The following is a 23,946-nucleotide window of genomic DNA, read 5'->3' on the forward strand; positions in this document are numbered from 1 at the left end:
GTTGTGGCGAGCGGGCTTGCCCCGCGTTGGGCTGCGTAGCAGCCCCAAAACCTGACTACTCGTTTGAGCGGTTATGCCGAGGCGCGATGGGGAGCGCTTCGCACTCCAGCGCAGGGCAAGCCTGCTCGCCACAACAAGCCTGCTGGCCACATTAAACCTGCTGGCCAAGCCGAGCCCCGCACCAGAAAAAACCACCACAGGCTCTTCGTCAGTCAACCTTACTGATCGTCAAAATACCGCTCATGCCAATCCACCAACGGCTGCGGTGAGTTGAGCTTTTGCCCGTAGATCACCGAATAAGACAGCACGTTCTGCACGTACTGGCGGGTTTCGTCGAACGGGATGCTTTCCACCCACACATCGAAACTCAGGTGATCAGCACCGCGCAGCCATTGGCGTACACGCCCTGGGCCGGCGTTGTAGGCGGCGGAGGCAAGCACGCGGTTACCGTTGAACTGGCTGTGCACCTGGCTTAGGTAGGCGGCGCCAAGCTGGATGTTTTTGTCCGGGTCCAGCACCTGGGCCGGGGAGGCCAGTGGGATGCTGAACTTGCGCGCGGTTTCCTTGGCGGTGCCGGGCATCAGTTGCATCAGGCCGCTGGCGCCGACGCCGGAGCGCGCGTCGTCCATGAAGGCACTTTCCTGGCGGGTAATGGCAAACACCCAGCTGGAATGCAGGCCACGCACCTTGGCTTCGCGCACCAAGGTGTCACGGTGGGCCATCGGGAAGCGGATATCCAGGTCATCCCAGTACTGGGCCTGGCTGATGGTGCGGATCGCCGGGAAGTACCACTTCATGTCGTAGGCCAGCTTGGCCTGGGCGACCATTTCATCGCGGTTGAAGTGGCGGCTGACGTGGTACCACTCGCGGCGGCCATCGACTATCTGACCACGTGCATAGAATTCCAGCGCGCGGCGTACGCCGGGCGTGTTACGGACCTTGTTGACCAGCGCCTGGCTCATCACCAGCGGCTTGTTTTTCAGCTGATACGGCGCCTTGGAGCGGTCGGCGGCAAGGAAACCGTAGAAATCCCGTTCTTGTGCAAGGTTTTTGTACAGCACCAGCGGCTGCGGGTTTTTCGGCTCGGCCAGCTCCAGGCTGCGCGCTTGCCAGTAACGCCAGCGGTTGGTGGTCGCCAGGTCTTGTGGGAGTTTGCGGGTCAACTGGTAGGCATCTTCCCAGCGTGCCAGACGCAGCAGCAGGCGCAGGCGCCATTCGGAGACGGTGTTGTCACGCAGCTCGGGGTCGTATTTGGTCATCACGTCCAGCGCGCGCGGGTCGTAGCGGCGTGCCAGGGTCAAGCCGATTTCGCGGGCGATCGACACTTTTTCGTCACGCGAGAAGTGCATGCTGCTGGCGTAGCCGTCGAGCAGCGCCATGGCCTTGTCCGGGTCCTGGCGGGCCAGGCGGCGCAGGCCCAGGCCGACGGCGTCAGACATGGCCTCGTTGGCCGGCAGGAAGCGTGACGGGTCGCTGAGCATGTCCGGCTTTTGCGCCACGTCGACCATCAGCCGGCCTTGGGCGCCAAGGGTCGGCAGGGTTTTCACCAGGCTGTTGGCCAGCGCGTAGTTGCGTGCTTCGGCGGCGAGCTTGGCGCGGTCCCAGATTTTCTGTTCAGTGAGTTGGCCATCGGCGGCCCACTGGCCGAACGTGGCGTCACACGCGGCGGGTTGGGATTTGCCGGTCAGCCAGAGTTTTTCGGTGGTCTTGTAGCCTTCGGCTTTCAAGTTATGGGTGAGCTGGTACTGACCATGCAGGCAGTCCAGTTCGACGAAATTGAGTTTGGCGTCGTAGTACTTTTCAAACGTCTGCCAGTCGCCACGGTCGGCCAGCCAGCGCAACCAGCGCAGCTTCATCCAGTTGGCCTGGGGCAGGTCACCGTTTTTAGCGAGGAACTGTTCGATTTCCTCGTTGCTCGCGGTTTTCAGGCGCGCGGTCAGCTCGTCATAGGCCAGGTACGGCGTGAGCGGGTAGTCGGCCAGGGCCTGGCTGTATTGCATGTACGGCCCGCTGTCGCCTTTGGCGAGGGCGCGTTTGGCTTCATCGTAATATTGACGTTGGGTGGTGAGGTCCACGGCCTGGGCGGATTGAACGGCGGTGGCGGAAAGAAGCAGACAAGATAAAAAGTTGAAAAGGCGACTGCGCATGAGACGTCCGTGCAGAGAAATCACGACTAGCACCGGCACCGCCGACACTGATTGCCCCTAGCTTAGCCTTTTGCCAGCGACCGGCGAAAGCTTTGCCGGCCGGCTGGCTGAAGTTCATCGTAAATGTCCTGCAGAACGTGTCGACAGCGAAAATGCCGACCGCATCCCACCTTCAAGTCAGGTAGAATGCGCGCCCAGTTTTTGGAGAAGCGTATGACCCTGCTCAAATTCAGCGATGTGTCCCTTGCTTTCGGCGCTATGCCGTTGTTGGACAAGGTGTCCTGGCAGATCGCCCGTGGTGAGCGGGTGTGCATCATCGGCCGCAACGGCACCGGCAAGTCCAGCATGATGAAGCTGGTTAAAGGCGATCAGAAGCCCGATGACGGCTCTGTTTGGCGTGCCCCGGGCCTGAAGATCGGCGAATTGCCGCAAGAATTGCCGGTGGCCGACGGACGGACAGTGTTCGACGTGGTTGCCGAAGGCCTGGACGGCGTTGGTGAGTTGCTCGCGCAATACCATCACCTGGCGCAGAACTGCGTCACCGAAGAGGACCTGGACAAGCTGATGCACGTCCAGCAAGACCTCGAAGCCCGTGACGGCTGGCGCTTGCAGCAACTGGTCGACAGTACCCTGAGCCGCCTGCAGCTGCCGGCCGACAAGACCCTCGCCGAGTTGTCCGGCGGCTGGCGTCGTCGCGTGCTGCTGGCCCAGGCGCTGGTGTCCGAGCCGGATTTGTTGCTGCTCGACGAACCCACCAACCACTTGGACATCGGCGCAATCGCCTGGCTGGAAGAAGCCCTCAAGGATTTCCAGGGCGCCGTGCTGTTCATCACGCACGACCGTTCCTTCCTGCAGAATCTGGCCACGCGCATCCTCGAACTGGACCGTGGCGGCCTGATCGACTGGAACGGCGACTACGCCAGTTTCCTGGTGCACAAGGAAGCCGCACTGTCCGCTGAAGAAACCGCCAACGCGCTGTTCGACAAAAAGCTGGCCCAGGAAGAAGTCTGGATCCGCCAGGGCATCAAGGCCCGTCGCACCCGTAACGAAGGCCGCGTACGCGCCTTGAAAGCCCTGCGTGTTGAGCGCAGCGAGCGCCGTGAACGCACCGGCAAGGCCAATATCCAGCTGGATACCGCCGACAAGTCGGGCAAGCAGGTGATGGTGCTGGAGAACGTCAGCTTCCATCACCCGGACGGCCCGTTCCTGATCAAGGACTTCTCGATGGTGCTGCAGCGCGGCGACCGTATCGGCCTGCTGGGCGCCAACGGCACCGGCAAGACCACCTTGCTCAAGCTGATGCTCAATGGTCTGCAACCGACCAGCGGCACGGTGGAAGAGGGTACGCGCATCGACGTGGCCTACTTCGACCAGTTGCGCCATCAGTTGGACCTGGAAAAAACCGTGATCGACAACGTCGCCGAAGGCCGCGACTTTATCGACATCGACGGCCAGAGCCGCCACGTGCTGAGCTACCTGGGCGACTTCCTGTTCAGCCCGCAACGCGCACGTACGCCGGTGAAAGCCTTGTCCGGTGGTGAGCGTGCGCGCCTGCTGCTGGCCAAGCTGTTCAGCAAGCCGGCCAACCTGCTGGTGCTCGACGAACCGACCAACGACCTCGACGTGGAAACCCTCGAACTGCTGGAAGAGGTCTTGCTGACCTTCAACGGCACCGTGCTGATGGTCAGCCACGACCGGGCATTCCTCGACAACGTGGTCACCAGCACCCTGGTCTTCGAAGGCGAAGGCAAAGTGCGTGAATACGTCGGTGGTTATCAGGACTGGCTGCGTCAGGGCGGCTCGCCGCGCCTGCTGGGCGTGACCGAGAGCAAGTCCGGCAAGGCCGACCTGACCTCCGCCGTCGTTGCGCCAGTGGCGGGCGCTGCTGCTCCGGCCCAGGACGCTGCACCGTCGACCAAGAAAAAGCTCAGCTACAAGCTGCAACGTGAGCTGGAAGCCTTGCCGGGCGATATCGACGCCAAGGAACAGCAGATTGCCGCAGTAGAAGCAGAGATGGCGGACGCGGGTTTCTACCTGCGTCCGGCGGCGGAAACTGCCAAGGTCATTGCTTCCCTGGAAACGTTGAACCAGGAGCTGGAAGTGTTGGTTGAGCGTTGGGCCGAGCTGGATGCCTGATTGATTCAAGCGCACTAAAAAAGCCCGGCGCCCATTTGTATGAACGCCGGGCTTTTTATATGGAGTGCGATTAGAAATGTGGGAGCGGGCTTGCTCGCGAAATCGGTATATCAGTCGCCGGATGCGTCAACTGACAGAATGCTTTCGCGAGCAAGCCCGCTCCCACAGTTGGTTAGCGCCGTGCTTACGTATTTTTTACCAGTTTTACTGCCAGCACATCACACGGCGCACCGTGCAGTACGTCATTGGCAGTCGAGCCCAGCAGCAGCGCCAGGCCATGACGGCCGTGGCTGCCGACCACGATCAGGTCACAGCCCTGTTCCTTGGCCAGGTGGTGGATTTCCTGACGAGGCTGGCCGTAGGTGAGGTGGGAATTTTCCTTGGTTACTTCCGGGTACTTGAGGATCAACCGGTCCAGGCGCTCTTTGGCCTGGTCAAATTGTTGTTGCTGCAACTGGGAAAGGTCCATGGGCACGTCGCCACCAAACGCCATGGCCATAGGCTCGACGATATGCACGAGTGACAGCTTGGCGCCGTTGGCGATTGCTGAAGCCTGCGCGCGCTTGATCACTGGGTCGCACTCTTCGGTCAGATCGACAGCGACCAGGATATGTTTGTAGGAGTGTTCGTTGGGCATGGCGCGTTTCTCCAGGGGACTGCAATAAGTTCAGTATGGCTGCTTTCAAGCGGATGGGGTTGCGTCAGGTCAAATCCGCTCATCTAGAAATTCGGGAGTACACATATGACGGTCTGGATAGTGGTGTCAATCCTTCTCGTGGTGCTGAGCCCTCTGGCCTGGTTGCGTCCCTCGCGCCATCAGAGCGGGCGCATGGCCCTGCGCATGGAGGCGCGCCGCATCGGCCTGGCCATGCAATTGGCGCCGCAGGACTGGCCGTACTGGCTCAAGCACGAGCCGCCAAGCCCTTGCGCGCAGTACTGCCGACCGCGCCGCGCAAATGCGCCGGCCCTTTGGTGTTACTGGCAGCTGGAGCCCGGGGTTTGGGTCAATCAGTGGCGCGAAGTGTGCGTCGATGAAACGTTGTTGGCGCATTTTGCGACCCTGCCGGATAACGTCTACAAGGTCGAGGCGGACAAACAAATGATCGCCCTGTACTGGGGCGAGAAGGGCGAGGCGAGCGTGTTGAAGGATATTGATGCGTTGCTCAAGGCCCTGGCTTGATGCCTGCCGAATAAAACCCAGGCAATAAAAAGCCCGACATCATCATCGGGCTGGAGTTGGCCAGGCAGGCCGGTAAATCTGTAACGCATGCGTCGGATGTTCATCCAGGCGCATTAAGGTTGTCGCTAGCCTAGCGGCATATCCTGTTCTGTACAGCCTTTTCCCACATAATTTCCGTTATTGATTTCGTGAATAGTCGAATATTGGCGCGGCGTAAGGCGTGGGCCTGGGTTCTGAACTGACTGGAAAGTCGCGTTTTTCCTAGCCTTTCGAGCGATTGACAATTGCCCGGAATTGGATGAAGGTGACGTACCCAAATCAAACGGGCGTATGAATTGAGCGTTTGTCTGTCAGACCGCTCATACAGAACCCCGACTAGCGCGTTGGCGGGTGTGCCTGGCGGATTGGCATGAGCATTGACCCAATAATCAATGTCCAACCAGAGGCCAGCGTCCAATGTGTACTGTTCAGCTTCCATATCGTGGAGATCAGTTGATGATTTACGAAGGTAAAGCCATCACGGTTAAGGCTCTTGAAAGTGGCATCGTCGAATTGAAATTCGACCTCAAGGGTGAGTCCGTCAACAAGTTCAACCGTCTAACCCTGAACGAACTGCGCCAGGCCGTAGACACCATCAAAGCAGATGCTTCGGTCAAGGGCGTGATCGTCTCCAGCGGCAAGGACGTGTTTATCGTCGGCGCTGACATCACCGAATTCGTCGACAACTTCAAGCTGCCCGATGCCGAGCTGGTGGCTGGCAACCTCGAAGCCAACAAGATTTTCAGCGATTTCGAAGACCTCAACGTGCCAACCGTCGCCGCGATCAATGGCATCGCGTTGGGCGGCGGTCTGGAAATGTGCCTGGCCGCAGACTTCCGTGTCATGTCGGTCACCGCCAAAATCGGCCTGCCTGAAGTCAAACTGGGCATCTACCCAGGTTTTGGCGGCACCGTGCGCCTGCCGCGCATCATCGGTGCCGACAACGCCATCGAGTGGATTGCCGCCGGCAAGGAAAACAAAGCAGAAGACGCGCTGAAAGTCGGTGCCGTCGATGCTGTGGTTGCCCCGGACAAACTCGCCGAAGCGGCACTGAACCTGATCAAAGGCGCCATCAGCGGCGAATTTGACTACAAGGCCAAGCGTCAGCCGAAGCTTGAAAAACTCAAGCTCAACGCCATCGAACAAATGATGTCGTTCGAAACCGCCAAAGGTTTCGTGGCAGGCCAGGCCGGCCCGAACTACCCGGCGCCGGTTGAAGCGATCAAGACCATCCAGAAGGCCGCGAACTTCGGTCGCGACAAAGCCCTGGAAGTGGAAGCTGCAGGTTTCGTCAAACTGGCGAAAACCTCGGCAGCCCAGAGCCTGATCGGTCTGTTCCTGAACGATCAGGAACTGAAGAAAAAGGCCAAGGCCTACGACGAAATCGCCAAAGACGTGAAACAGGCTGCCGTACTCGGCGCCGGTATCATGGGCGGCGGTATCGCTTATCAGTCGGCCTCCAAAGGCACGCCGATCCTGATGAAAGACATCAACGAACACGGTATCGAGCAAGGCCTGGCGGAAGCCGCCAAGCTGCTGGTTGGCCGCGTTGATAAAGGTCGCATGACCGCAGCGAAGATGGCTGAAGTGCTTAACGGCATTCGTCCTACGCTGTCCTACGGCGATTTCGGCCACGTCGACCTGGTGGTCGAAGCGGTTGTCGAGAACCCGAAGGTCAAGCAAGCCGTACTGGCGGAAGTGGAAGCTCAGGTTAAAGAAGACACCATTCTGGCCTCGAACACTTCGACCATTTCCATCAGCTTGCTGGCCAAGGCCCTCAAGCGTCCGGAAAACTTCGTCGGCATGCACTTCTTCAACCCGGTGCACATGATGCCGCTGGTGGAAGTGATTCGTGGCGAGAAGTCCAGCGAGCTGGCGATTGCCACCACCGTTGCCTACGCCAAGAAAATGGGCAAGAACCCGATCGTCGTTAACGACTGCCCGGGCTTTTTGGTCAACCGCGTGCTGTTCCCGTACTTCGGCGGTTTCGCCAAGCTGGTCAGCGCCGGTGTGGACTTTGTGCGTATCGACAAGGTCATGGAAAAATTCGGCTGGCCAATGGGCCCGGCGTACCTGATGGACGTGGTCGGCATCGACACCGGACACCACGGTCGTGACGTCATGGCTGAAGGCTTCCCGGACCGCATGAAAGACGACCGCCGTTCGGCGATCGACGCACTCTACGAAGCCAAGCGTCTGGGCCAGAAGAACGGCAAGGGCTTCTACGCCTACGAGGCCGACAAGAAGGGCAAGCAGAAGAAAGTGGCCGACCCTTCGGTTCACGAAGTACTCGCGCCGGTCATCTACGAGCAGCGTGAGGTGTCCGATGAGGACATCATCAACTGGATGATGATCGCCCTGTGCCTGGAAACCGTACGTTGCCTGGAAGACGGCATCGTTGAAACCGCCGCCGAAGCCGATATGGGCCTGGTGTACGGTATTGGTTTCCCTCCATTCCGTGGTGGTGCGCTGCGTTACATCGATTCGATCGGTGTGGCCGAGTTCGTTGCCCTGGCTGACAAATACGCTGATCTGGGCCCGCTGTACCACCCGACCGCGAAGCTGCGTGAAATGGCCAAAAATGGCCAGAGCTTCTTCGGTTAAGCGCCCAGACGAATAGAGCGAGAATATTTATGAGCTTGAATCCAAGAGACGTGGTGATTGTCGACTTCGGTCGCACACCGATGGGCCGCTCCAAGGGCGGCATGCACCGCAACACCCGCGCCGAAGACATGTCGGCGCACCTGATCAGCAAATTGCTGGAGCGTAACGTCAAGGTCGACCCGAACGAAGTCGAAGACGTGATCTGGGGCTGTGTCAACCAGACCCTGGAGCAGGGTTGGAACATCGCGCGCATGGCGTCGTTGATGACCCAGATCCCGCACACCGCAGCCGGCCAGACCGTCAGCCGCCTGTGTGGCTCCTCGATGAGCGCGCTGCACACCGCTGCCCAAGCGATCATGACCGGCAACGGCGATGTGTTCGTGGTCGGCGGCGTGGAGCACATGGGCCACGTCAGCATGATGCACGGCGTCGACCCTAACCCGCACATGTCGCTGTACGCGGCAAAAGCCTCGGGCATGATGGGCCTCACCGCAGAAATGCTCGGCAAAATGCACGGCATTACCCGCGAAGCCCAGGACGCGTTCGGCCTGCGCTCCCACCAGCTCGCCCACAAGGCGACAGTGGAAGGCAAGTTCAAGGATGAAATCATCCCGATGAACGGCTATGACGAAAATGGTTTCCTGAAACTGTTCGACTACGACGAAACCATTCGTCCGGACACCACCCTGGAAAGCCTGGCAGCCTTGAAACCTGCCTTCAATCCAAAGGGCGGCACCGTGACAGCCGGTACTTCGTCGCAAATCACCGACGGTGCTTCGTGCATGATCGTGATGTCGGCGCAGCGTGCCCAGGACCTGGGTATCCAGCCGATGGCCGTGATCCGTTCGATGGCCGTGGCGGGTGTGGACCCGGCAATCATGGGCTATGGTCCAGTACCGGCCACACAAAAAGCCTTGAAGCGCGCGGGCCTGACCATCTCCGATATCGACTTCTTCGAGCTCAACGAAGCTTTCGCCGCACAGGCCCTGCCAGTGCTGAAAGATTTGAAAGTACTCGACAAGATGAACGAGAAGGTTAACCTGCACGGCGGTGCGATTGCCCTGGGCCACCCATTCGGTTGCTCCGGTGCACGTATTTCCGGCACTTTGCTTAACGTGATGAAGCAAAATGGCGGCAACCTTGGGGTTGCCACCATGTGCATTGGTCTCGGCCAAGGCATTTCCACCGTCTTCGAACGCGTCTAAGCGTTGCGTTGACGGAAGCCGGGGCCCAGTGCCCCGGTTTTTGTTTTTTGGAATTTTTAATATTTTTTTTCAACAAATTTTGTAAGAGGGCCAGAGCATGAAAGTCGAACCAGGGCTCTACCAACATTATAAGGGGCCGCAGTACCGCGTTTTTAACGTGGCGCGGCACTCCGAGACCGAAGAAGAAGTGGTGTTTTACCAAGCACTGTATGGCGATTACGGCTTTTGGGTGCGCCCATTGAGCATGTTCCTGGAGACCGTCGAAGTTGACGGCGAGCAGGTCCCGCGCTTTGCTTTGGTCCAGGCCGAACCCAGTCTTTTTTCAGGGCAATAACGGCAGGTCGCGCAGAATGCTGCGCTTGACCTCACCTTGTTGCCACTATATATAGCGTTGCCGCGACAGGCGCCAACTGCCTTTCACTTCTCGAATTCAGGAATTTTCCGATCCATGGGCAAATCGCTGGTCATTGTGGAATCCCCGGCTAAGGCCAAGACCATCAACAAGTACTTGGGCAACGAGTACGTGGTGAAGTCGAGTATCGGCCATATCCGAGACCTGCCCACCAGCGGTTCGGCTAGCGCCAGCAAGGAGCCTGCCGCCAAGCGCGGCAAGGCGGCTGCGGGCGAAGGTCCGGTGCTCACACCTAAAGAGAAAGCGCGCAAGCAGCTGGTCTCGCGCATGGGTGTAGACCCGGAACATGGCTGGAAGGCCAAGTACGAGATCCTTCCTGGCAAGGAAAAGGTCATCGAAGAGCTGCGCCGGCTCGCCAAGGATGCTGACACCATCTATCTCGCAACCGACTTGGACCGCGAAGGGGAAGCCATTGCCTGGCACCTGCGCGAAGCCATCGGTGGTGATGACAGCCGCTACAAGCGTGTGGTGTTCAACGAAATCACCAAGAAAGCCATCCAGGAAGCCTTCTCCAAGCCGGGCGAACTGGACATCGATCGTGTAAACGCTCAACAGGCCCGTCGTTTTCTCGACCGCGTCGTGGGTTACATGGTCTCGCCACTGCTGTGGGCCAAGATCGCCCGTGGCCTGTCGGCCGGTCGTGTGCAATCGGTGGCGGTAAAGCTGGTGGTGGAGCGTGAGCGCGAGATTCGTGCGTTCAACCCTGAAGAGTACTGGGAAGTCCACGCTGACCTCGGCACCGCCAAGGGTGCCAATGTGCGCTTTGAAGTGGCCCGCGAGAAAGGCGAGGCCTTCAAGCCGCTGAACGAAGCCCAGGCCATGGCCGCGCTGGAGAAGCTCAAGGCTTCCAGCTACAGCATCGTCAAGCGTGAAGACAAACCGACCAGCAGCAAGCCGTCGGCGCCGTTCATCACCTCCACCCTGCAACAGGCCGCGAGTAACCGCCTGGGCTTTGGTGTGAAGAAAACCATGATGATGGCTCAGCGTCTGTATGAAGCTGGTTACATCACGTATATGCGTACCGACTCCACCAACCTGTCGCAAGACGCGGTGGCGATGGCGCGTACTTATATTGAAACCGAATTCGGCAAGAAGTACCTGCCGGAAAAGCCGAACGTCTACAGCAGCAAGGAAGGCGCACAGGAGGCTCACGAAGCGATTCGTCCTTCCGACGCCAATACCGAGCCAAGCAAGCTGACCGGCATGGAGCGCGACGCTGAGCGCCTTTACGAGCTGATCTGGCGCCAGTTCCTGGCCTGCCAGATGCTGCCGGCGCAATACCTGTCCACCACTGTCAGTGTCGGTGCTGGCGACTTCGAGCTGCGTGCCAAGGGCCGTATCCTCAAGTTCGACGGCTACACCCGCGTGATGCCGCAAATCGCCAAGCCTGGCGATGACGATGTGCTGCCGGACATGGCCCAGGGCGACACGTTGAAGCTGATCAAGCTCGACCCGTCCCAGCACTTCACCAAGCCGCCGGCGCGTTATTCGGAAGCCAGCCTGGTAAAAGAGATGGAAAAACGCGGTATCGGTCGTCCTTCGACCTACGCGGCGATCATCTCGACCATCCAGGACCGCGGCTACGTCGCGCTGCACAACCGTCGTTTCTACTCGGAAAAGATGGGCGACATCGTTACCGAGCGCCTGTCCGAGAGCTTCTCCAACCTGATGGACTACGGCTTCACCGCCGGCATGGAAGAGAACCTCGACGACGTGGCCCAGGGCGAGCGCGACTGGAAAAACGTACTGGATGAGTTCTACGGCGACTTCAAGAAGAAGCTCGAAGTGGCCGAAAGCCCTGAAAGCGGCATGCGTGCCAACCAGCCGGTGATGACTGACATCCCGTGCCTGACCTGCGGCCGTCCGATGCAGATTCGTACTGCGTCCACCGGCGTGTTCCTCGGTTGCTCGGGCTACAGCCTGCCGCCGAAAGAGCGCTGCAAGGCCACCGTCAACCTGGTGCCGGGTGATGAAATCGCTGCTGACGACGAGGGTGAATCCGAGTCGCTGGTATTGCGTGGCAAGCACCGTTGCCCGATCTGCAGCACGGCAATGGATGCCTACTTGCTCGACGAGAAGCACAAGTTGCACATCTGCGGTAACAACCCGGATTGCGACGGCTACGAAATCGAAGAGGGCAGCTACCGCATCAAGGGCTACGAAGGCCCGAGCCTGGAATGCGACAAGTGCGGCAGTGAGATGCAGCTCAAGACCGGCCGTTTCGGCAAGTTCTTCGGTTGCACCAACCCGACGTGCAAGAACACTCGCAAACTGCTGAAAAGCGGTGACGCGGCGCCGCCGAAGATGGACCCGGTGAAGATGCCTGAACTCAAGTGCGAGAAGGTCAACGACACCTACATTCTGCGTGACGGCGCCTCGGGGTTGTTCCTGGCGGCCAGCCAGTTCCCGAAAAACCGCGAGACCCGAGCGCCGCTGGTGCTGGAAATCGTGCCGCACAAGGACGAGATCGATCCCAAGTACCACTTCCTGTGCGAAGCGCCGAAGAAGGATCCCGACGGTCGCCCGGCCGTGATCCGCTACAGCCGCAAAACCAAGGAGCAGTACGTGCAGACCGAAGTGGACGGCAAGCCTACGGGCTGGAAAGCGTTCTACGACGGCGGCAAGTGGAAGGTCGAGGACAAGCGCCAGGGCGCTTGATCGACTACGCTGCGAAATACAAAGGCCGCCTGCATGGGCGGCCTTTTTTTGCGCTTGCAGGAGTCTCGGCTGATCCGTGACACTGTTGAGCCAGCATCAGGCTTATTTCGTTGTGGAGACTGCCGTTATGGCCAACGAACTCTATACCCGTACCAATCAGAAAATTTACTTCGCGGGTTTGTCCCTGGAAGCCCTTGGCCGTGCCGAGGAAGGGAAGGAGATGAACGCCATCGCGCTGGTCCAGGCGGGGCGTGAGGCTGCATTGTTCCATCTCTACGGCGCCCTGTTGGGGCTGTGCCATGAAATCGCCGGGTTCTACCGTTTGCCCCAGGCCGGTTCGCCGCGTGCAGAACTGATCATGAACCGCGAAGTGCTGGAGAGCATGGCCATTCCTGAGCTGGCCGAGTTGGTGGAAATGGCCCAAAGCCCCGACAGCTGGGTGGCCCGCCTGCTTAAGGCACATGCCGACATGTTCCAGCCGCCACGTATTCCTCATGTGCCCAAGGGGGACGTGACGCAGCCGCTGATCGTCGCTGTTGCCCTGCAAGAGGATGAGCCCAAGCCGCTGAGTCGCGAAGAGCTGGAGAGCTGGCGCCAGGAGCTGAAGAAGATGGCGCTGCGGTTTCGTGAAGGCTTGAACGAGTGCTGAGACGGAGTCGCTGACTGAACACGGTCAAAAATGTGGGAGCGGGCTTGCTCGCGAAAACGGAGTGTCAGTCGACAGATTCATTACTGATCCGCCGCATTCGCGAGCAAGCCCGCTCCCACATTTGTACCGAGTTAGAGAGAAAGTCCGGTGCGGGGCTCAAAAGGCACCATTCATCAAGCCGTAGAGAAACCTGTTCAGATCCTCAGCGAGGCTGGGTGGATGACTGATATAATCCCGGCCTTTCGTGGAGAACAGACTTTTATGCCAACGTCCTTTCTGGAAATTGTTGAATTGCCTGACGGCCGAATCGAGCTGCGTCGGGCTGAGGACGAGGGTTCTCTGGTTATCTTGGATTTTTCCGAAGACGCAAAAGCATTCCTGCAAGGCCAGCACGTGGAAGTGGCGAAAGCCATGTTGAGCGTTGGTGTGCAGATGGCGGGTCGCCTGGCAGAAGGCGAACCGGAGAAGGACGACGGGCCGCGAGTTCTGCACTGAGTTTTGCAGTTAAGTGTGCTTTTCGTTGTAGGCGGTCTTGTTGCAGTGAGCAGGTCGCTGCAGTAAGCAGGCCTCTGAGGCGAGTCAGCTTGCTGTGGTGAGCGGGCTTGTTGTGGCGAGCGGGCTTGCCCCGCGTTGGGGCGCGAAGCGGCCCTAATGGATAACGCGGTATATCAGGTATTCCACGGTGCTTGGTTATGGGGCTGCTCCGCAGCCCAACGCCGGGCAAGCCCGCTCGCTACAGAAGCCCGCGTGGCACAGATACCTATCTGTCACCTACGCAATCAGCTAGCTCCCTGTTACCCCAATCGAATATTCAAGCTCTGCGCATCGCCCGTCCGTGCGGCGCTGATCAGTTGTTGCTTGGCCGCAGTATTCAACGGGTTCAACCAGCTCACCACCGTATGGCTACGTCCCAGACGCAAGGCTTCGCAGGTCAACTGTTGGGCGCTTTGCGCGCCACGTGGTTGCAGCAACAGGATGCGCTCGCGGTTGAGGCCGGCGTCTCGCAGCCAGGCCTGGGTCAGGCTGGCAGGTGGAGCGATCAGCGTCAGCCAACGTGCGTCCTGCTCCTCGCTCAGTTCACGCAGGATCGGCGCCAGCAGGCTCAGGCAGCTTCCAGCTGCACCGCGCAACGACAATTCACTGAACGCCTCAGGTTCGGAGCCCCACGGGGCCTCGACCGTTTCCTTGAGGATAGGCGCAAGGGGTTGAGCCATGAAGGCCTCGAACAGCGACAGTTGTGTGTGTTGTGGGGTGTGCACGAGCTGCATGGTGCCTCCTTTAGCGGCGAATGACGCCGACGCTCAAGCCTTCGATCACCAGATCCTGATCTTTCAGGTTCACTTCAATCGGGGCGAACTCAGGGTTTTCGGCCATCAGCCAGACCTTGCTGCCTTCGCGCTTGAAGCGTTTTACGGTGACTTCATCGCCGATACGCGCAACGACGATCTGGCCATTATGGGCTTCACGGGTGGTGTGGACGGCCAGCAGATCGCCGTCGAAAATGCCCACATCCTTCATACTCATGCCGTGTACGCGCAACAGGTAGTCGGCGCGCGGATGGAAGAAGGTCGGGTTGATGTTGCAGGATTCCTCGACGTGCTGTTGCGCCAGAATCGGCGCACCGGCGGCGACGCGGCCAATGATCGGCAGGGTCGATTCGTCGGCCTTGGCTTCAAAGCCAGGGATGCGAATACCGCGAGAAGCCCCTGGGGTCATCTCGATCGCGCCTTTGCGAGCGAGGGCCTTGAGGTGTTCTTCAGCAGCGTTTGGGGATTTGAACCCCAGCTCCAGCGCAATTTCCGCTCGGGTCGGCGGGTAGCCGTTGTCATCGAGGCAGCGCTTGATAAAAGCCAGAATCTCAGCTTGGCGTGGCGTCAGTTTTAGCATGTTGATCGCTCTGTCTTTTTATACAGTGACTGGGATTATATACAGTGAACTGCGCTTGGCAATCATCCTTTTTGGGCACACCGCTGGACGGTCATTCGTCACCCTTCCTACAAGGCAGAGACCGCGCTGCCTACAGACCAGGAAGGATGTGATTAAATAGCGGTTAAATAGATGACTGCCCGGCCGGAAAACGGACTCGCAGGCTTGACAAGACACACCCTGAAACGTATGTTTCAAACAAGTGTTTGTCAGGCGGAGTAGCCATGGCCCAGTCGGAAACCGTTGAACGCATTCTCGATGCTGCCGAGCAATTGTTCGCGGAAAAAGGATTTGCTGAAACTTCACTGCGGCTGATCACCAGCAAGGCTGGGGTTAACCTGGCCGCAGTGAATTACCATTTCGGCTCGAAGAAAGCCCTGATCCAGGCGGTGTTTTCGCGCTTTCTGGGGCCGTTCTGCGCCAGCCTCGACCGTGAGCTGGAGCGCCGTCAGACCAAGCCTGAAAACAAGCCAAGCCTGGAAGACCTGCTGGAAATTCTGGTTGAGCAAGCGCTGGTGGTTCAACCGCGCAGCGGCAATGACCTGTCGATCTTCATGCGTTTGCTCGGCCTGGCATTCACCCAGAGCCAGGGCCACTTGCGGCGTTATCTGGAAGACATGTACGGCAAAGTGTTCCGCCGCTACATGTTGCTGGTCAACGAAGCCGCGCCGCGTATTCCGCCAATCGAACTGTTCTGGCGCGTGCACTTTATGCTCGGTGCTGCCGCATTCAGCATGTCCGGCATCAAAGCCTTGCGCGCAATTGCCGAGACCGATTTCGGCGTGAATACCTCCATTGAACAAGTGATGCGCCTGATGGTGCCGTTCCTTGCCGCCGGCATGCGCGCCGAAACCGGTGTGACCGACCAGGCCATGGCGGCCGCGCAGTTGCGCCCACGCAGTAAATCCACGCCAGCCGTCGCCAAGGCGTGATTGCCGCGGGTGTGCGCGGCCCCTTGCATCCGCTAAGCTAGCCGCCATGCCGATTTCAGCTATTTACTCGCAACCCGTTGTGCTCACCGCGCTTATTGCGCCAGGTGAGGGCAACGGGTTGTGTGCGTTATTTAAGGAAGGTTTATGACTGCTGCCCTGCAAGGTTCTTTGATGGTTGATGTGGCCGGTACCTGGCTGACGGCCGAGGATCGTCACCTGTTGCGTCAGCCTGAAGTGGGCGGCCTGATCATTTTTGCACGCAATATCGAGCACCCACGCCAGGTGCGCGAGTTGAGCGCGGCGATCCGTGCCGTGCGCCCCGACCTGCTGCTGGCCGTCGACCAGGAAGGCGGGCGCGTGCAGCGCCTGCGCCAGGGCTTTGTGCGTCTGCCGGCCATGCGTTTGTTGGCGGATAAGCCGAATGCCGAATACCTGGCCGAGCAGTGCGGCTGGATCATGGCCACTGAAGTACTGGCGGTTGGCCTTGACCTGAGTTTCGCCCCGGTGCTGGACCTGGATTACCAGCGCAGCGCCGTGGTCGGCACCCGCTCGTTTGAAGGCGACCCCGAGCGCGCCGCCGTGCTTGCCGGTGCCTTCATTCGCGGCATGAACAACGCCGGCATGGCCGCCACCGGTAAACACTTCCCTGGCCACGGCTGGGCTGAGGCCGATTCCCACGTCGCCATTCCCAATGACGAGCGTAGCCTGGAACAGATTCGCGCCAATGACCTGGTGCCTTTCGCACGCCTGAGCAAGCAATTGGCAGCGGTTATGCCGGCGCACGTCATCTATCCGCAGGTGGATGCTCAACCCGCTGGCTTCTCGCGGCGCTGGTTGCAGGACATCCTGCGCGGCGAGTTGCAGTTCGATGGGGTGATTTTCAGTGATGACCTGTCCATGGCCGGGGCACATGTGGTCGGTGATGCGGCCAGCCGGATCGAAGCGGCGCTGACCGCCGGCTGCGACATGGGCTTGGTGTGCAACGACCGTGCGGCTGCTGAGCTTGCTCTCACCGCGGCGCAGCGGATGAAGGTCACGCCGTCTGCACGAATTGCGCGGATGCGCGGGCAGGCGATTGCGTCGACGGACTATAAGCAGGACCCGCGGTGGCTGACGGCGCTTACTGCGTTGCGGGATGCTCAACTGATCGGCTGAACACCGTGGTGCGCCCATCGCAGGCAAGCCCGCTCCCACACTTGAATGTATTCACGCATCAAAATGTGGGAGCGGGCTTTCCCTCGATAGCAATCTGAAGGTCAGCGCTTCTCTTGCTTATTGGGCAGCGGCGCAAACAACGCTTCGATGTCCTCATTGCCCAACTGCCAATCTCCCGTCGTACGCCCATCCAGCACGCCCGCCGCCAGGTCGGACTTTTCCTTTTGCAGGTGTTGGATTTTCTCCTCCACCGTGCCCCGCGCAATCATTTTGTAGACGAATACCGGCTTCTCCTGACCGATGCGATACGCGCGGTCAGTCGCCTGGTTCTCCGTGGCCGGGTTCCACCACGGGTCATAGTGGATCACCGTATCGGCTTCTGTCAGGTTCAAGCCCACACCACCAGCCTTCAAGCTGATCAGAAAGATCTGCAACTTGCCGCTCTGGAAATCCTTCACCGGTGTGCGTCGGTCGCGGGTCTGGCCGGTCAGCAGTGCGTAAGCCACGCCGCGTTTTTTCAGCTCGACTTCGATCAGGCTCAGCATCGAGGTGAACTGCGAGAACAGCAAAATCCGGCGTCCTTCGGCAAACAGCTCCTCGAGCATTTCCATCAGGCTGTCGAGCTTGCCCGAGCTGCTGCCGCGCGCGGGCAGGGCGGCGTCGTTGACCAGGCGCAGGTCGCAGCACACCTGGCGCAGCTTGAGCAGCGCTTCAAGAATAATGATCTGGCTACGCGCCACGCCCTTGCGGGTGATTTCGTCGCGCACCTTCTTGTCCATGGCCAGGCGCATGGTTTCGTACACATCACGCTGGGCTTCGTTGAGATCGACCCAATGGATGATCTCGGTCTTGGGCGGCAATTCCGTGGCCACCTGTTCCTTGGTACGGCGCAGCAGGAAAGGTTTGATCCGACCGTTGAGGTGCTGCAGTCGCACATCACTGGCGCGCTTTTCTATGGGCACGCGGTAATCGCGGTTGAAGCTTTTCACGTCGCCCAGCCAGCCCGGCAGCAGGAAGTGGAACAGCGACCACAGCTCACCCAGGTGATTTTCCAGCGGCGTACCACTCAGGCACAGGCGCTGGCGCGCATTGAGCTCGCGCGCGGCCTGAGCGGCCTTGCTGTTGGGGTTCTTGATGTACTGGGCTTCGTCGAGGATCAGCACATGCAAGGGCAGGGCGGCGAGTTGCTCGATGTCTTTGGGCAGCAGCGCATAAGTCGTCAGCAGCAGGTCGTAGTCCTGCAGGTTGGCGAAGTGCTTTTTGCGTGTCGCGCCATACAGCGCCAATACCTTGAGTTGCGGCGTAAAGTGCGCGGCTTCATCGAGCCAATTGGGGATCAGGCTGGTAGGCATCACCACCATGCACGGCCGATCCAGGCGCCCGGCGATTTTTTCACTGAGAATATGCGCCAGCGTCTGTAGGGTTTTGCCCAGACCCATGTCATCCGCAAGAATCCCGCCCACATCGAGTTGGCGCAGCGACTGCATCCAGCTCAAGCCTTCGAGTTGATACGGGCGCAGTGTTGCGTTCAAGCCTTCGGGCGCCTCGCAGGTGAAATCCTTGATGTCGCGCAGGCGCTGGGCGAAGTTGCGGATCTTCTCGCCGCCTTCCCATTGCAGCGGCAGGTCTTCCAGCGGGTTGAGGCGAATCGCATCGGCCTTGGCCAGGCGCAGGGTGGTGGTGCCCGATTCCTGCAGGTAAAACTCGCCAAGGGTGGCCAGCACCGGTTTCAAGCGGCCGTAGGGCAGCGCCACTTGCAGCGGGCCGTGACCGTTGGGCAGGCCGGGGATGTTTACCAGGATCAGCTCGTCATCGCGGCGTCGGGCGAGCTTTTCCGGGTTGAGGATCTCGGTGTGCGAGCGCATCAGGTTCAATAGAATCGGCAGCAGGCTCAGGCGCTCGCCGTTGACGATGATGCCCAGCTCCAGGTCAAACCAGTCGCGTTCCGGGCCTTCATCGACGGTGGCATACCAGTCATCGACGGCGCTCAAGTCGAAACCGAAATCCTCATCGATCTGCAACTCCCAGCCCTCGGCGCGCAAGGTCGGCGAGGCGTTGAGGGTGAAATTCAGCCAGGCACTGTCGTTGACCATCTCGAACAATTCGCCGGCGCTCTCCGGCAACGCCTTGCTCTGGCGCGTGGCGATCTTGAAGCCGAGCAGGCGCAGTTGCTCGCGGTACGGCTGCTCCAGCTCCGGATGGCGCTTGATGCGCAGGCTCTGGGTTTCTTGGCGCACCACGATGTCGGCATTTTTTTGCCCGCTGACATAGTTGCCCAGGTAGTTGAACGACAACGCCGCACGGTGCTGGATATAGCGCTGCATCTTGCCATTGCGCGGTTCAAACGCGCTGAACTCGACACTCGCCAGCCACAGGCGCGGCACCGGCCGCACATCTTCCATCACCACTTGCGGCAGTACCACGCGGTTATCCAGCACGGCCTGGAGTTTCTCCAGCAGCTCGGCATCTTGCGCAGCCGCGGGGTAAGCCAGGGTTTCCTGGACCTTGAGCAGCACCGCCGCAATGTGTTTGCAGTTGGTGTGCACCGGGCACGTGCAGCGGCTGTCCACCAGAATCAGCATGCCCTTGGCCGATTCGCGCAGCGAGATGGTCTGCCGGTAAACGTTACCGCCCGAGCCTTCGCAGCTGGCAACAATGGTGCTGTCGCCGGACTCGACGATGCGCACGCGGTTTTCGAGGGCGTAGCGCCGCCCGCGCTCAAGGCTTTGCTCTTTAAAGCGATTGGCCCACGAAGGGGCCAGGGGTTTGGTCAGTGACGATGTCAGGGGCATGGCGCTGGATCAGTCCTGAGCGTCGGGCGGTGGTGCGCTGGGTGGTTTGGCGGTCAGCGAAGTGATCTTGATCAGCAGGGCCAAGTGGCCGCCGTCCAGGTAGTTGAGCTGGTTGTTCTTGGTGCGCACGCCTTGCTGGCTCAAGTGTTCGCTGGCGATGACGCTGCCGTTGGCGTCGAACTGGTTGATCCAGAAGTCTGCGTCGATATCGGTAAAGCGCCCCAGTTGCAGGTTCAGCGTGCCTTCGATGGGAAACTGGCCAAACTGCTCCTGGCCATTGCTGATGGCCAGCTTCACCGGCTGCTCGCCCAGGTTCTGGTCCCAGGCCCGGTGCAGCAGCACCGTGTAACCGGTGTCGGCACTGAGCTTGTCGACGATGTTGCCCAGTCGCGGCGGGCTGATTTTGTCCGCCGGCAGCCGTGGTGCCCCGGCGTCCCAGTTTTCCGGTGCCGCGCGGCTATTGATCACCGGCTCGGCGTTCTGGCGCACCAGAATCATTTCCACCAGATAGGGGCTGTCGGCAAACGCCGAAGGAGCAACGACCACCAACAACAAGCTCAAAATGCGGAACAGGCGCATTGGGGCGTCCTTCAAGCAGATTTCGGGATGAGGCGCTCAAACAGCGCCTCTAATGTATTAAAGCGTTCTTCGGCACGTTCCATCGGCACCATGAATTTGAACAGCGTAGCCCCTTCGAACTTGTAGCGGTTGGGCTGGCCCTGAATCAGCTTGATCAGCACCAGTGGGTCCACCGGCGTTTGCGCTTCGAACTCGATACGCCCGCCTTGCGGCCCGGCGTCGACCTTCTTGATGCCCAACTGCTCGGCCTGCAATTTGAGCAGGGTCAGGCGCACCAGGTTCTTGGTCGGCTCCGGCAACAGGCCGAAGCGGTCGATCATCTCCACTTGCAGGTCCTTGAGACCTTCTTCGTCGGTGGCCGAGGCGATGCGCTTGTACAGAATCAGCCGCGCGTGCACATCCGGCAGGTAGTCTTCGGGAATCAATGCCGGCAAGCGCAGGTTGATTTCCGGGCCGCCACCCAAGGGTTGATCGAGGTTCGGTTGTTCGCCCTTGCGGATGGCTTTCACCGCACGCTCGAGCATCTCCATATAGAGGGTGAAACCGACGGCCTGGATCTGCCCACTCTGGCCGTCGCCGAGCAGTTCGCCGGCGCCACGGATTTCCAGGTCGTTGGTGGCCAGCACAAAGCCGGCACCGAGGTCCTGGGTATTGGCGATCGCCTCCAGGCGCTTCTCGGCGTCGGAGGTAATCTGCTGACGCGGCGGCGTCAACAGGTAGGCATAGGCCTGGTGGTGACTGCGCCCGACGCGGCCGCGCAATTGGTGCAGCTGCGCCAGGCCGAACTTGTCGGCGCGCTCGATGATGATGGTGTTGGCGCTCGGCACGTCGATGCCCGTCTCGATGATGGTCGAGGCGATCAGCACGTTGAAGCGCTTGTGGTAGAAGTCGCTCATCACCTGTTCGAGTTCGCGCTCGCGCATCTGCCCGTGGCCGATGGCGATGCGGGCTTCCGGCACCAGTTCGGCAAGGTCGGCGGCGCATTTCTCGATGGTTTTGACGTCATTGTGCAGGTAGTACACCTGGCCGCCGCGCAGCAGTTCACGCAACAGCGCTTCCTTGACCGTGCTTTTGTTCTGTTCCATCACGAAGGTGCGCACCGACAGGCGACGTGCCGGCGGCGTGGCGATGATCGACAGGTCACGCATGCCCGACACGGCCATGTTCAGCGTGCGCGGAATCGGCGTGGCGGTGAGGGTGAGGATGTCGACTTCGCTGCGCAGGTTCTTCAGTTGTTCTTTCTGGCGCACTCCGAAGCGGTGCTCTTCGTCGATGATCACCAAGCCGAGGTTTTTGATTTTCACATCGTCCGACAGCAGCTTGTGGGTGCCGATCACGATGTCGATCTTGCCCTCAGCCAAGTCGGCGACAGCGGCGTTCACCTCTTTGGCGGACTTGAAGCGGCTCATCACTTCCACGCTCACCGGCCAGTCGGCAAAGCGGTCGCGGAAGCTGTTGTAGTGTTGTTGGGCGAGCAGGGTGGTCGGCACCAGAATCGCCACCTGCTTGCCGCCATGCACGGCAATAAAGGCGGCGCGCATGGCCACCTCGGTTTTACCGAAGCCCACGTCGCCGCACACCAGACGGTCCATCGGCTTGGGCGCGAGCATATCGGCGCGCACCGCTTCGATGGTGGTTTGCTGGTCCGGGGTTTCCTCGAAGGCGAAGCCGGCACTGAACGTGGCGTAGTCGGCTTTCGGGTCGGCAAACGCGTAGCCTTCGCGGGCCGCGCGGCGTGCATAGATGTCGAGCAGTTCAGCGGCGACGTCGCGCACCTGTTCAGCGGCTTTGCGCTTGGCTTTCTGCCAGGTCTCGGAGCCCAGGCGATGCAACGGCGCCAGGGCGTCGTCGCTGCCGGTGTAGCGCGCGATCAGGTGCAGGCTGGCCACCGGCACGTAAAGCTTGGCGCCCTCGGCGTATTCCATGGTGAGGAATTCGGCGGCCTGGTTGTCGATCTCCAGGGTTTGCAGCCCGAGGTAGCGGCCCACGCCGTGGTCGATATGCACCACCGGCGCGCCTTCGCGCAGCTCGGTCAGGTTCTTGATCACTGCGTCGTTGTTGATGTCGGCGCGTTTTTCACGGCGGCGGCGCTGCATCACGCGTTGGCCGAACAGCGGGCTCTCGGCGATCAGCGCCAGTGCTGGGTCATCCAGCAACAAACCTTCATCCAGCGGCGCAATGGTGATCGCCAGGCGGTCTTTGCTCTTAACAAAGTCCGGCCAGCTGTCGACGGTTTTCGGGCGCAGCTTCAGGCGTTCGAGCAACTCCAGCAGCACTTCGCGGCGGCCGGCGGACTCGGCGGTAAACAGCACGCGGCCGGGGAAGTCGCCGAGGAAGTTGGATAACGCTTCCAGCGGCTGCGTGGCTTTGGCCTGAATCGCCAGGTCCGGCAGCGTGCTCGCCGGGAAGCGCTCGCGGCCGCTGCCGGCGTCCACGTCCTGTTGGCTGGCGACTACGCGCGGCCAGTTTTTCAAGCGAGCGAAGCAGTCTTCTACCGGCAGGAACAGCTCGGCAGGCGGCAATAAAGGCCGCGATGGATCGACGCGGCGCTCTTCATAGCGATTGCGCACATCGTTCCAGAAGTTTTCCGCTGCCTGCTCAATGCCTGGCAGCGAGAACACTTGGGTGTCCTGGGGCAGGTAATCGAACAGGGTGGAGGTTTCGTCAAAGAACAGCGGCAGGTAGTACTCGATACCGGCCGGCGTAATCCCACTGCTCAGGTCCTGAAAGATCGGGCAGCGGCGGAAGTCCACGTCGAAGCGTTCGCGAAAGCGGGCCTTGAAGCGTGTGACGGCATCTTTTTGCAGCGGGAATTCCCGCGCCGGCAACAGTTTGATCGACTCGACTTTATCAATCGAGCGCTGGTTCTCCGGGTCGAAGGTGCGCAGTGTCTCGATTTCGTCGTCGAACAGGTCGATGCGGTACGGCAGCTTGCTGCCCATCGGGAACAGGTCGATCAGCGCGCCACGCACGGCGAACTCGCCGTGTTCGTACACCGTGTCGACGCAGCGGTAGCCGCTGGCTTCCAGGCGCGTGCGCATCTGTTCCACGTCGAGCTTCTGGCCGATATCCAGCACCAGGCTGCTGCCCAGCAGAAACTTGGTTGGCGCCAGGCGATGCAGGGCCGTGGTGATCGGCACCACCAGCACGCCGTGGGCCAGTTCCGGCAAGCGGTACAGGCTGGCGATGCGCTGGGAAATGATGTCCTGGTGCGGCGAAAACAGGTCGTAAGGCAGGGTTTCCCAGTCGGGAAAGTGCAGCACCGGCAAATCGGGGGCGAAGAAGCTCAGCTCCTGCTCCAGTCGCTCGGCACTTTGGCTGTCGGCGGTGAGCAGCAGGGTAAAGCGCTTGGCTGCGCTGGCAGCCTCGGCGATGGCCAGGCTCAGGGCGGCACCGGGCAGGTTGCCCCAGTGCTGTTTACCTGCCGCGGCAGGGAGAATCGGTAGACGCAGAACGGGCACGGAAGGTTGAGCTCCAAGCGTTGCGACAAAGTCGGTAATTGTAACGGCCCGAGGTGCCGCCTGTCAGTTGC

At 60.3% G+C, this 23,946-nt stretch carries 17 protein-coding genes; 10 read left to right on the forward strand and 7 right to left on the reverse strand.

Annotation, left to right across the window (positions count from 1 at the left end; all coding sequences use genetic code 11):
- Window positions 1–218: 218 nt before the first annotated feature.
- On the reverse strand, window positions 219–2,147 hold the full coding sequence (locus AACV02_RS09500; protein WP_106576941.1) for a transglycosylase SLT domain-containing protein: 1,929 nt from the start codon (window positions 2,145–2,147) through the stop codon (window positions 219–221).
- A gap of 213 nt (window positions 2,148–2,360) precedes the next feature.
- Between AACV02_RS09500 and AACV02_RS09505 the strand changes: the two genes are divergently transcribed.
- The gene (locus AACV02_RS09505) at window positions 2,361–4,283 is read left to right on the forward strand and encodes an ATP-binding cassette domain-containing protein (protein WP_119739185.1); all 1,923 of its coding nucleotides are present in this window, start codon (window positions 2,361–2,363) and stop codon (window positions 4,281–4,283) included.
- Window positions 4,284–4,467: 184 nt separating this feature from the next.
- Here the strand turns inward: AACV02_RS09505 and AACV02_RS09510 are convergent, their stop codons facing one another.
- Window positions 4,468–4,920 carry a universal stress protein gene (locus AACV02_RS09510; RefSeq protein ID WP_106576939.1) on the reverse strand — a complete coding sequence of 151 codons (453 nt, stop codon included), beginning with the start codon at window positions 4,918–4,920 and terminating at the stop codon, window positions 4,468–4,470.
- Between the two features lie 105 nt (window positions 4,921–5,025).
- Between AACV02_RS09510 and AACV02_RS09515 the strand changes: the two genes are divergently transcribed.
- The 7 genes from AACV02_RS09515 to AACV02_RS09545 all read left to right on the forward strand — a co-directional run bounded on the left by AACV02_RS09515 (window position 5,026) and on the right by AACV02_RS09545 (window position 13,525).
- Window positions 5,026–5,463 carry a hypothetical protein gene (locus AACV02_RS09515; protein ID WP_119739187.1) on the forward strand — a complete coding sequence of 146 codons (438 nt, stop codon included), beginning with the start codon at window positions 5,026–5,028 and terminating at the stop codon, window positions 5,461–5,463.
- A 495-nt stretch (window positions 5,464–5,958) separates the two neighbouring features.
- Window positions 5,959–8,106: a fatty acid oxidation complex subunit alpha FadB gene (gene fadB / locus AACV02_RS09520; RefSeq protein WP_119739190.1), complete on the forward strand. Its 2,148-nt coding sequence runs from the start codon at window positions 5,959–5,961 to the stop codon at window positions 8,104–8,106.
- Window positions 8,107–8,135: 29 nt separating this feature from the next.
- Window positions 8,136–9,311, forward strand: a complete 1,176-nt coding sequence (gene fadA / locus AACV02_RS09525) for an acetyl-CoA C-acyltransferase FadA (RefSeq protein ID WP_106576936.1) — start codon at window positions 8,136–8,138, stop codon at window positions 9,309–9,311.
- Window positions 9,312–9,408: 97 nt separating this feature from the next.
- A complete protein-coding gene (locus AACV02_RS09530) occupies window positions 9,409–9,645 on the forward strand; it encodes a DUF1653 domain-containing protein (RefSeq protein WP_021490990.1) in 237 nt (78 codons plus the stop codon).
- A 114-nt stretch (window positions 9,646–9,759) separates the two neighbouring features.
- Window positions 9,760–12,381, forward strand: a complete 2,622-nt coding sequence (gene topA, locus AACV02_RS09535; RefSeq protein ID WP_119739192.1) for a type I DNA topoisomerase — start codon at window positions 9,760–9,762, stop codon at window positions 12,379–12,381.
- Window positions 12,382–12,508: 127 nt separating this feature from the next.
- Complete coding sequence (locus AACV02_RS09540; RefSeq protein ID WP_119739194.1) at window positions 12,509–13,030, forward strand: DUF6586 family protein; 522 nt, start codon at window positions 12,509–12,511, stop codon at window positions 13,028–13,030.
- 261 nt (window positions 13,031–13,291) lie between these two features.
- The gene (locus AACV02_RS09545) at window positions 13,292–13,525 is read left to right on the forward strand and encodes a hypothetical protein (protein ID WP_053255041.1); all 234 of its coding nucleotides are present in this window, start codon (window positions 13,292–13,294) and stop codon (window positions 13,523–13,525) included.
- Between the two features lie 299 nt (window positions 13,526–13,824).
- Here the strand turns inward: AACV02_RS09545 and sulA are convergent, their stop codons facing one another.
- Window positions 13,825–14,298 carry an SOS-induced cell division inhibitor SulA gene (gene sulA / locus AACV02_RS09550; RefSeq protein WP_106576933.1) on the reverse strand — a complete coding sequence of 158 codons (474 nt, stop codon included), beginning with the start codon at window positions 14,296–14,298 and terminating at the stop codon, window positions 13,825–13,827.
- 10 nt (window positions 14,299–14,308) lie between these two features.
- Window positions 14,309–14,917 carry a transcriptional repressor LexA gene (lexA, locus tag AACV02_RS09555; RefSeq protein WP_119739196.1) on the reverse strand — a complete coding sequence of 203 codons (609 nt, stop codon included), beginning with the start codon at window positions 14,915–14,917 and terminating at the stop codon, window positions 14,309–14,311.
- A 263-nt stretch (window positions 14,918–15,180) separates the two neighbouring features.
- Here lexA and AACV02_RS09560 point away from each other — a divergent pair, with 263 nt between their 5' ends.
- On the forward strand, window positions 15,181–15,888 hold the full coding sequence (locus AACV02_RS09560; RefSeq protein WP_119739198.1) for a TetR/AcrR family transcriptional regulator: 708 nt from the start codon (window positions 15,181–15,183) through the stop codon (window positions 15,886–15,888).
- 144 nt (window positions 15,889–16,032) lie between these two features.
- A complete protein-coding gene (nagZ, locus tag AACV02_RS09565) occupies window positions 16,033–17,043 on the forward strand; it encodes a beta-N-acetylhexosaminidase (RefSeq protein ID WP_119739200.1) in 1,011 nt (336 codons plus the stop codon).
- Window positions 17,044–17,144: 101 nt separating this feature from the next.
- Here the strand turns inward: nagZ and AACV02_RS09570 are convergent, their stop codons facing one another.
- From AACV02_RS09570 to mfd, 3 genes are read right to left on the reverse strand one after another with little or no spacing between them, the layout of a single operon-like run.
- Complete coding sequence (locus tag AACV02_RS09570) at window positions 17,145–19,835, reverse strand: DEAD/DEAH box helicase (RefSeq protein ID WP_119739202.1); 2,691 nt, start codon at window positions 19,833–19,835, stop codon at window positions 17,145–17,147.
- A gap of 9 nt (window positions 19,836–19,844) precedes the next feature.
- Window positions 19,845–20,414 (reverse strand): CsiV family protein, encoded by a 570-nt coding sequence (locus tag AACV02_RS09575; RefSeq protein WP_119739204.1) that lies wholly within the window; start codon window positions 20,412–20,414, stop codon window positions 19,845–19,847.
- A gap of 11 nt (window positions 20,415–20,425) precedes the next feature.
- Window positions 20,426–23,875 (reverse strand): transcription-repair coupling factor, encoded by a 3,450-nt coding sequence (mfd, locus tag AACV02_RS09580; protein ID WP_106576928.1) that lies wholly within the window; start codon window positions 23,873–23,875, stop codon window positions 20,426–20,428.
- Window positions 23,876–23,946: the final 71 nt, after the last annotated feature.

This window comes from Pseudomonas sp. Larv2_ips, assembly GCF_963879675.1.
Lineage (GTDB): Bacteria > Pseudomonadota > Gammaproteobacteria > Pseudomonadales > Pseudomonadaceae > Aquipseudomonas.

What these genes read in the sequence shown, in the direction of transcription:
- AACV02_RS09530 (WP_021490990.1), top strand. Translation starts at nt 9,409, where the DNA reads ATGAAAGTCGAACCAGGGCTCTACCAACATTATAAGGGGCCGCAGTAC.
- topA (WP_119739192.1), top strand. Translation starts at nt 9,760, where the DNA reads ATGGGCAAATCGCTGGTCATTGTGGAATCCCCGGCTAAGGCCAAGACC.
- fadB (WP_119739190.1), top strand. Translation starts at nt 5,959, where the DNA reads ATGATTTACGAAGGTAAAGCCATCACGGTTAAGGCTCTTGAAAGTGGC.
- sulA (WP_106576933.1), bottom strand. Translation starts at nt 14,298, where the DNA reads ATGCAGCTCGTGCACACCCCACAACACACACAACTGTCGCTGTTCGAG.
- nagZ (WP_119739200.1), top strand. Translation starts at nt 16,033, where the DNA reads ATGACTGCTGCCCTGCAAGGTTCTTTGATGGTTGATGTGGCCGGTACC.
- lexA (WP_119739196.1), bottom strand. Translation starts at nt 14,917, where the DNA reads ATGCTAAAACTGACGCCACGCCAAGCTGAGATTCTGGCTTTTATCAAG.
- AACV02_RS09560 (WP_119739198.1), top strand. Translation starts at nt 15,181, where the DNA reads ATGGCCCAGTCGGAAACCGTTGAACGCATTCTCGATGCTGCCGAGCAA.
- AACV02_RS09505 (WP_119739185.1), top strand. Translation starts at nt 2,361, where the DNA reads ATGACCCTGCTCAAATTCAGCGATGTGTCCCTTGCTTTCGGCGCTATG.
- AACV02_RS09510 (WP_106576939.1), bottom strand. Translation starts at nt 4,920, where the DNA reads ATGCCCAACGAACACTCCTACAAACATATCCTGGTCGCTGTCGATCTG.
- AACV02_RS09515 (WP_119739187.1), top strand. Translation starts at nt 5,026, where the DNA reads ATGACGGTCTGGATAGTGGTGTCAATCCTTCTCGTGGTGCTGAGCCCT.
- AACV02_RS09575 (WP_119739204.1), bottom strand. Translation starts at nt 20,414, where the DNA reads ATGCGCCTGTTCCGCATTTTGAGCTTGTTGTTGGTGGTCGTTGCTCCT.
- AACV02_RS09570 (WP_119739202.1), bottom strand. Translation starts at nt 19,835, where the DNA reads ATGCCCCTGACATCGTCACTGACCAAACCCCTGGCCCCTTCGTGGGCC.
- AACV02_RS09545 (WP_053255041.1), top strand. Translation starts at nt 13,292, where the DNA reads ATGCCAACGTCCTTTCTGGAAATTGTTGAATTGCCTGACGGCCGAATC.
- AACV02_RS09540 (WP_119739194.1), top strand. Translation starts at nt 12,509, where the DNA reads ATGGCCAACGAACTCTATACCCGTACCAATCAGAAAATTTACTTCGCG.
- AACV02_RS09500 (WP_106576941.1), bottom strand. Translation starts at nt 2,147, where the DNA reads ATGCGCAGTCGCCTTTTCAACTTTTTATCTTGTCTGCTTCTTTCCGCC.
- fadA (WP_106576936.1), top strand. Translation starts at nt 8,136, where the DNA reads ATGAGCTTGAATCCAAGAGACGTGGTGATTGTCGACTTCGGTCGCACA.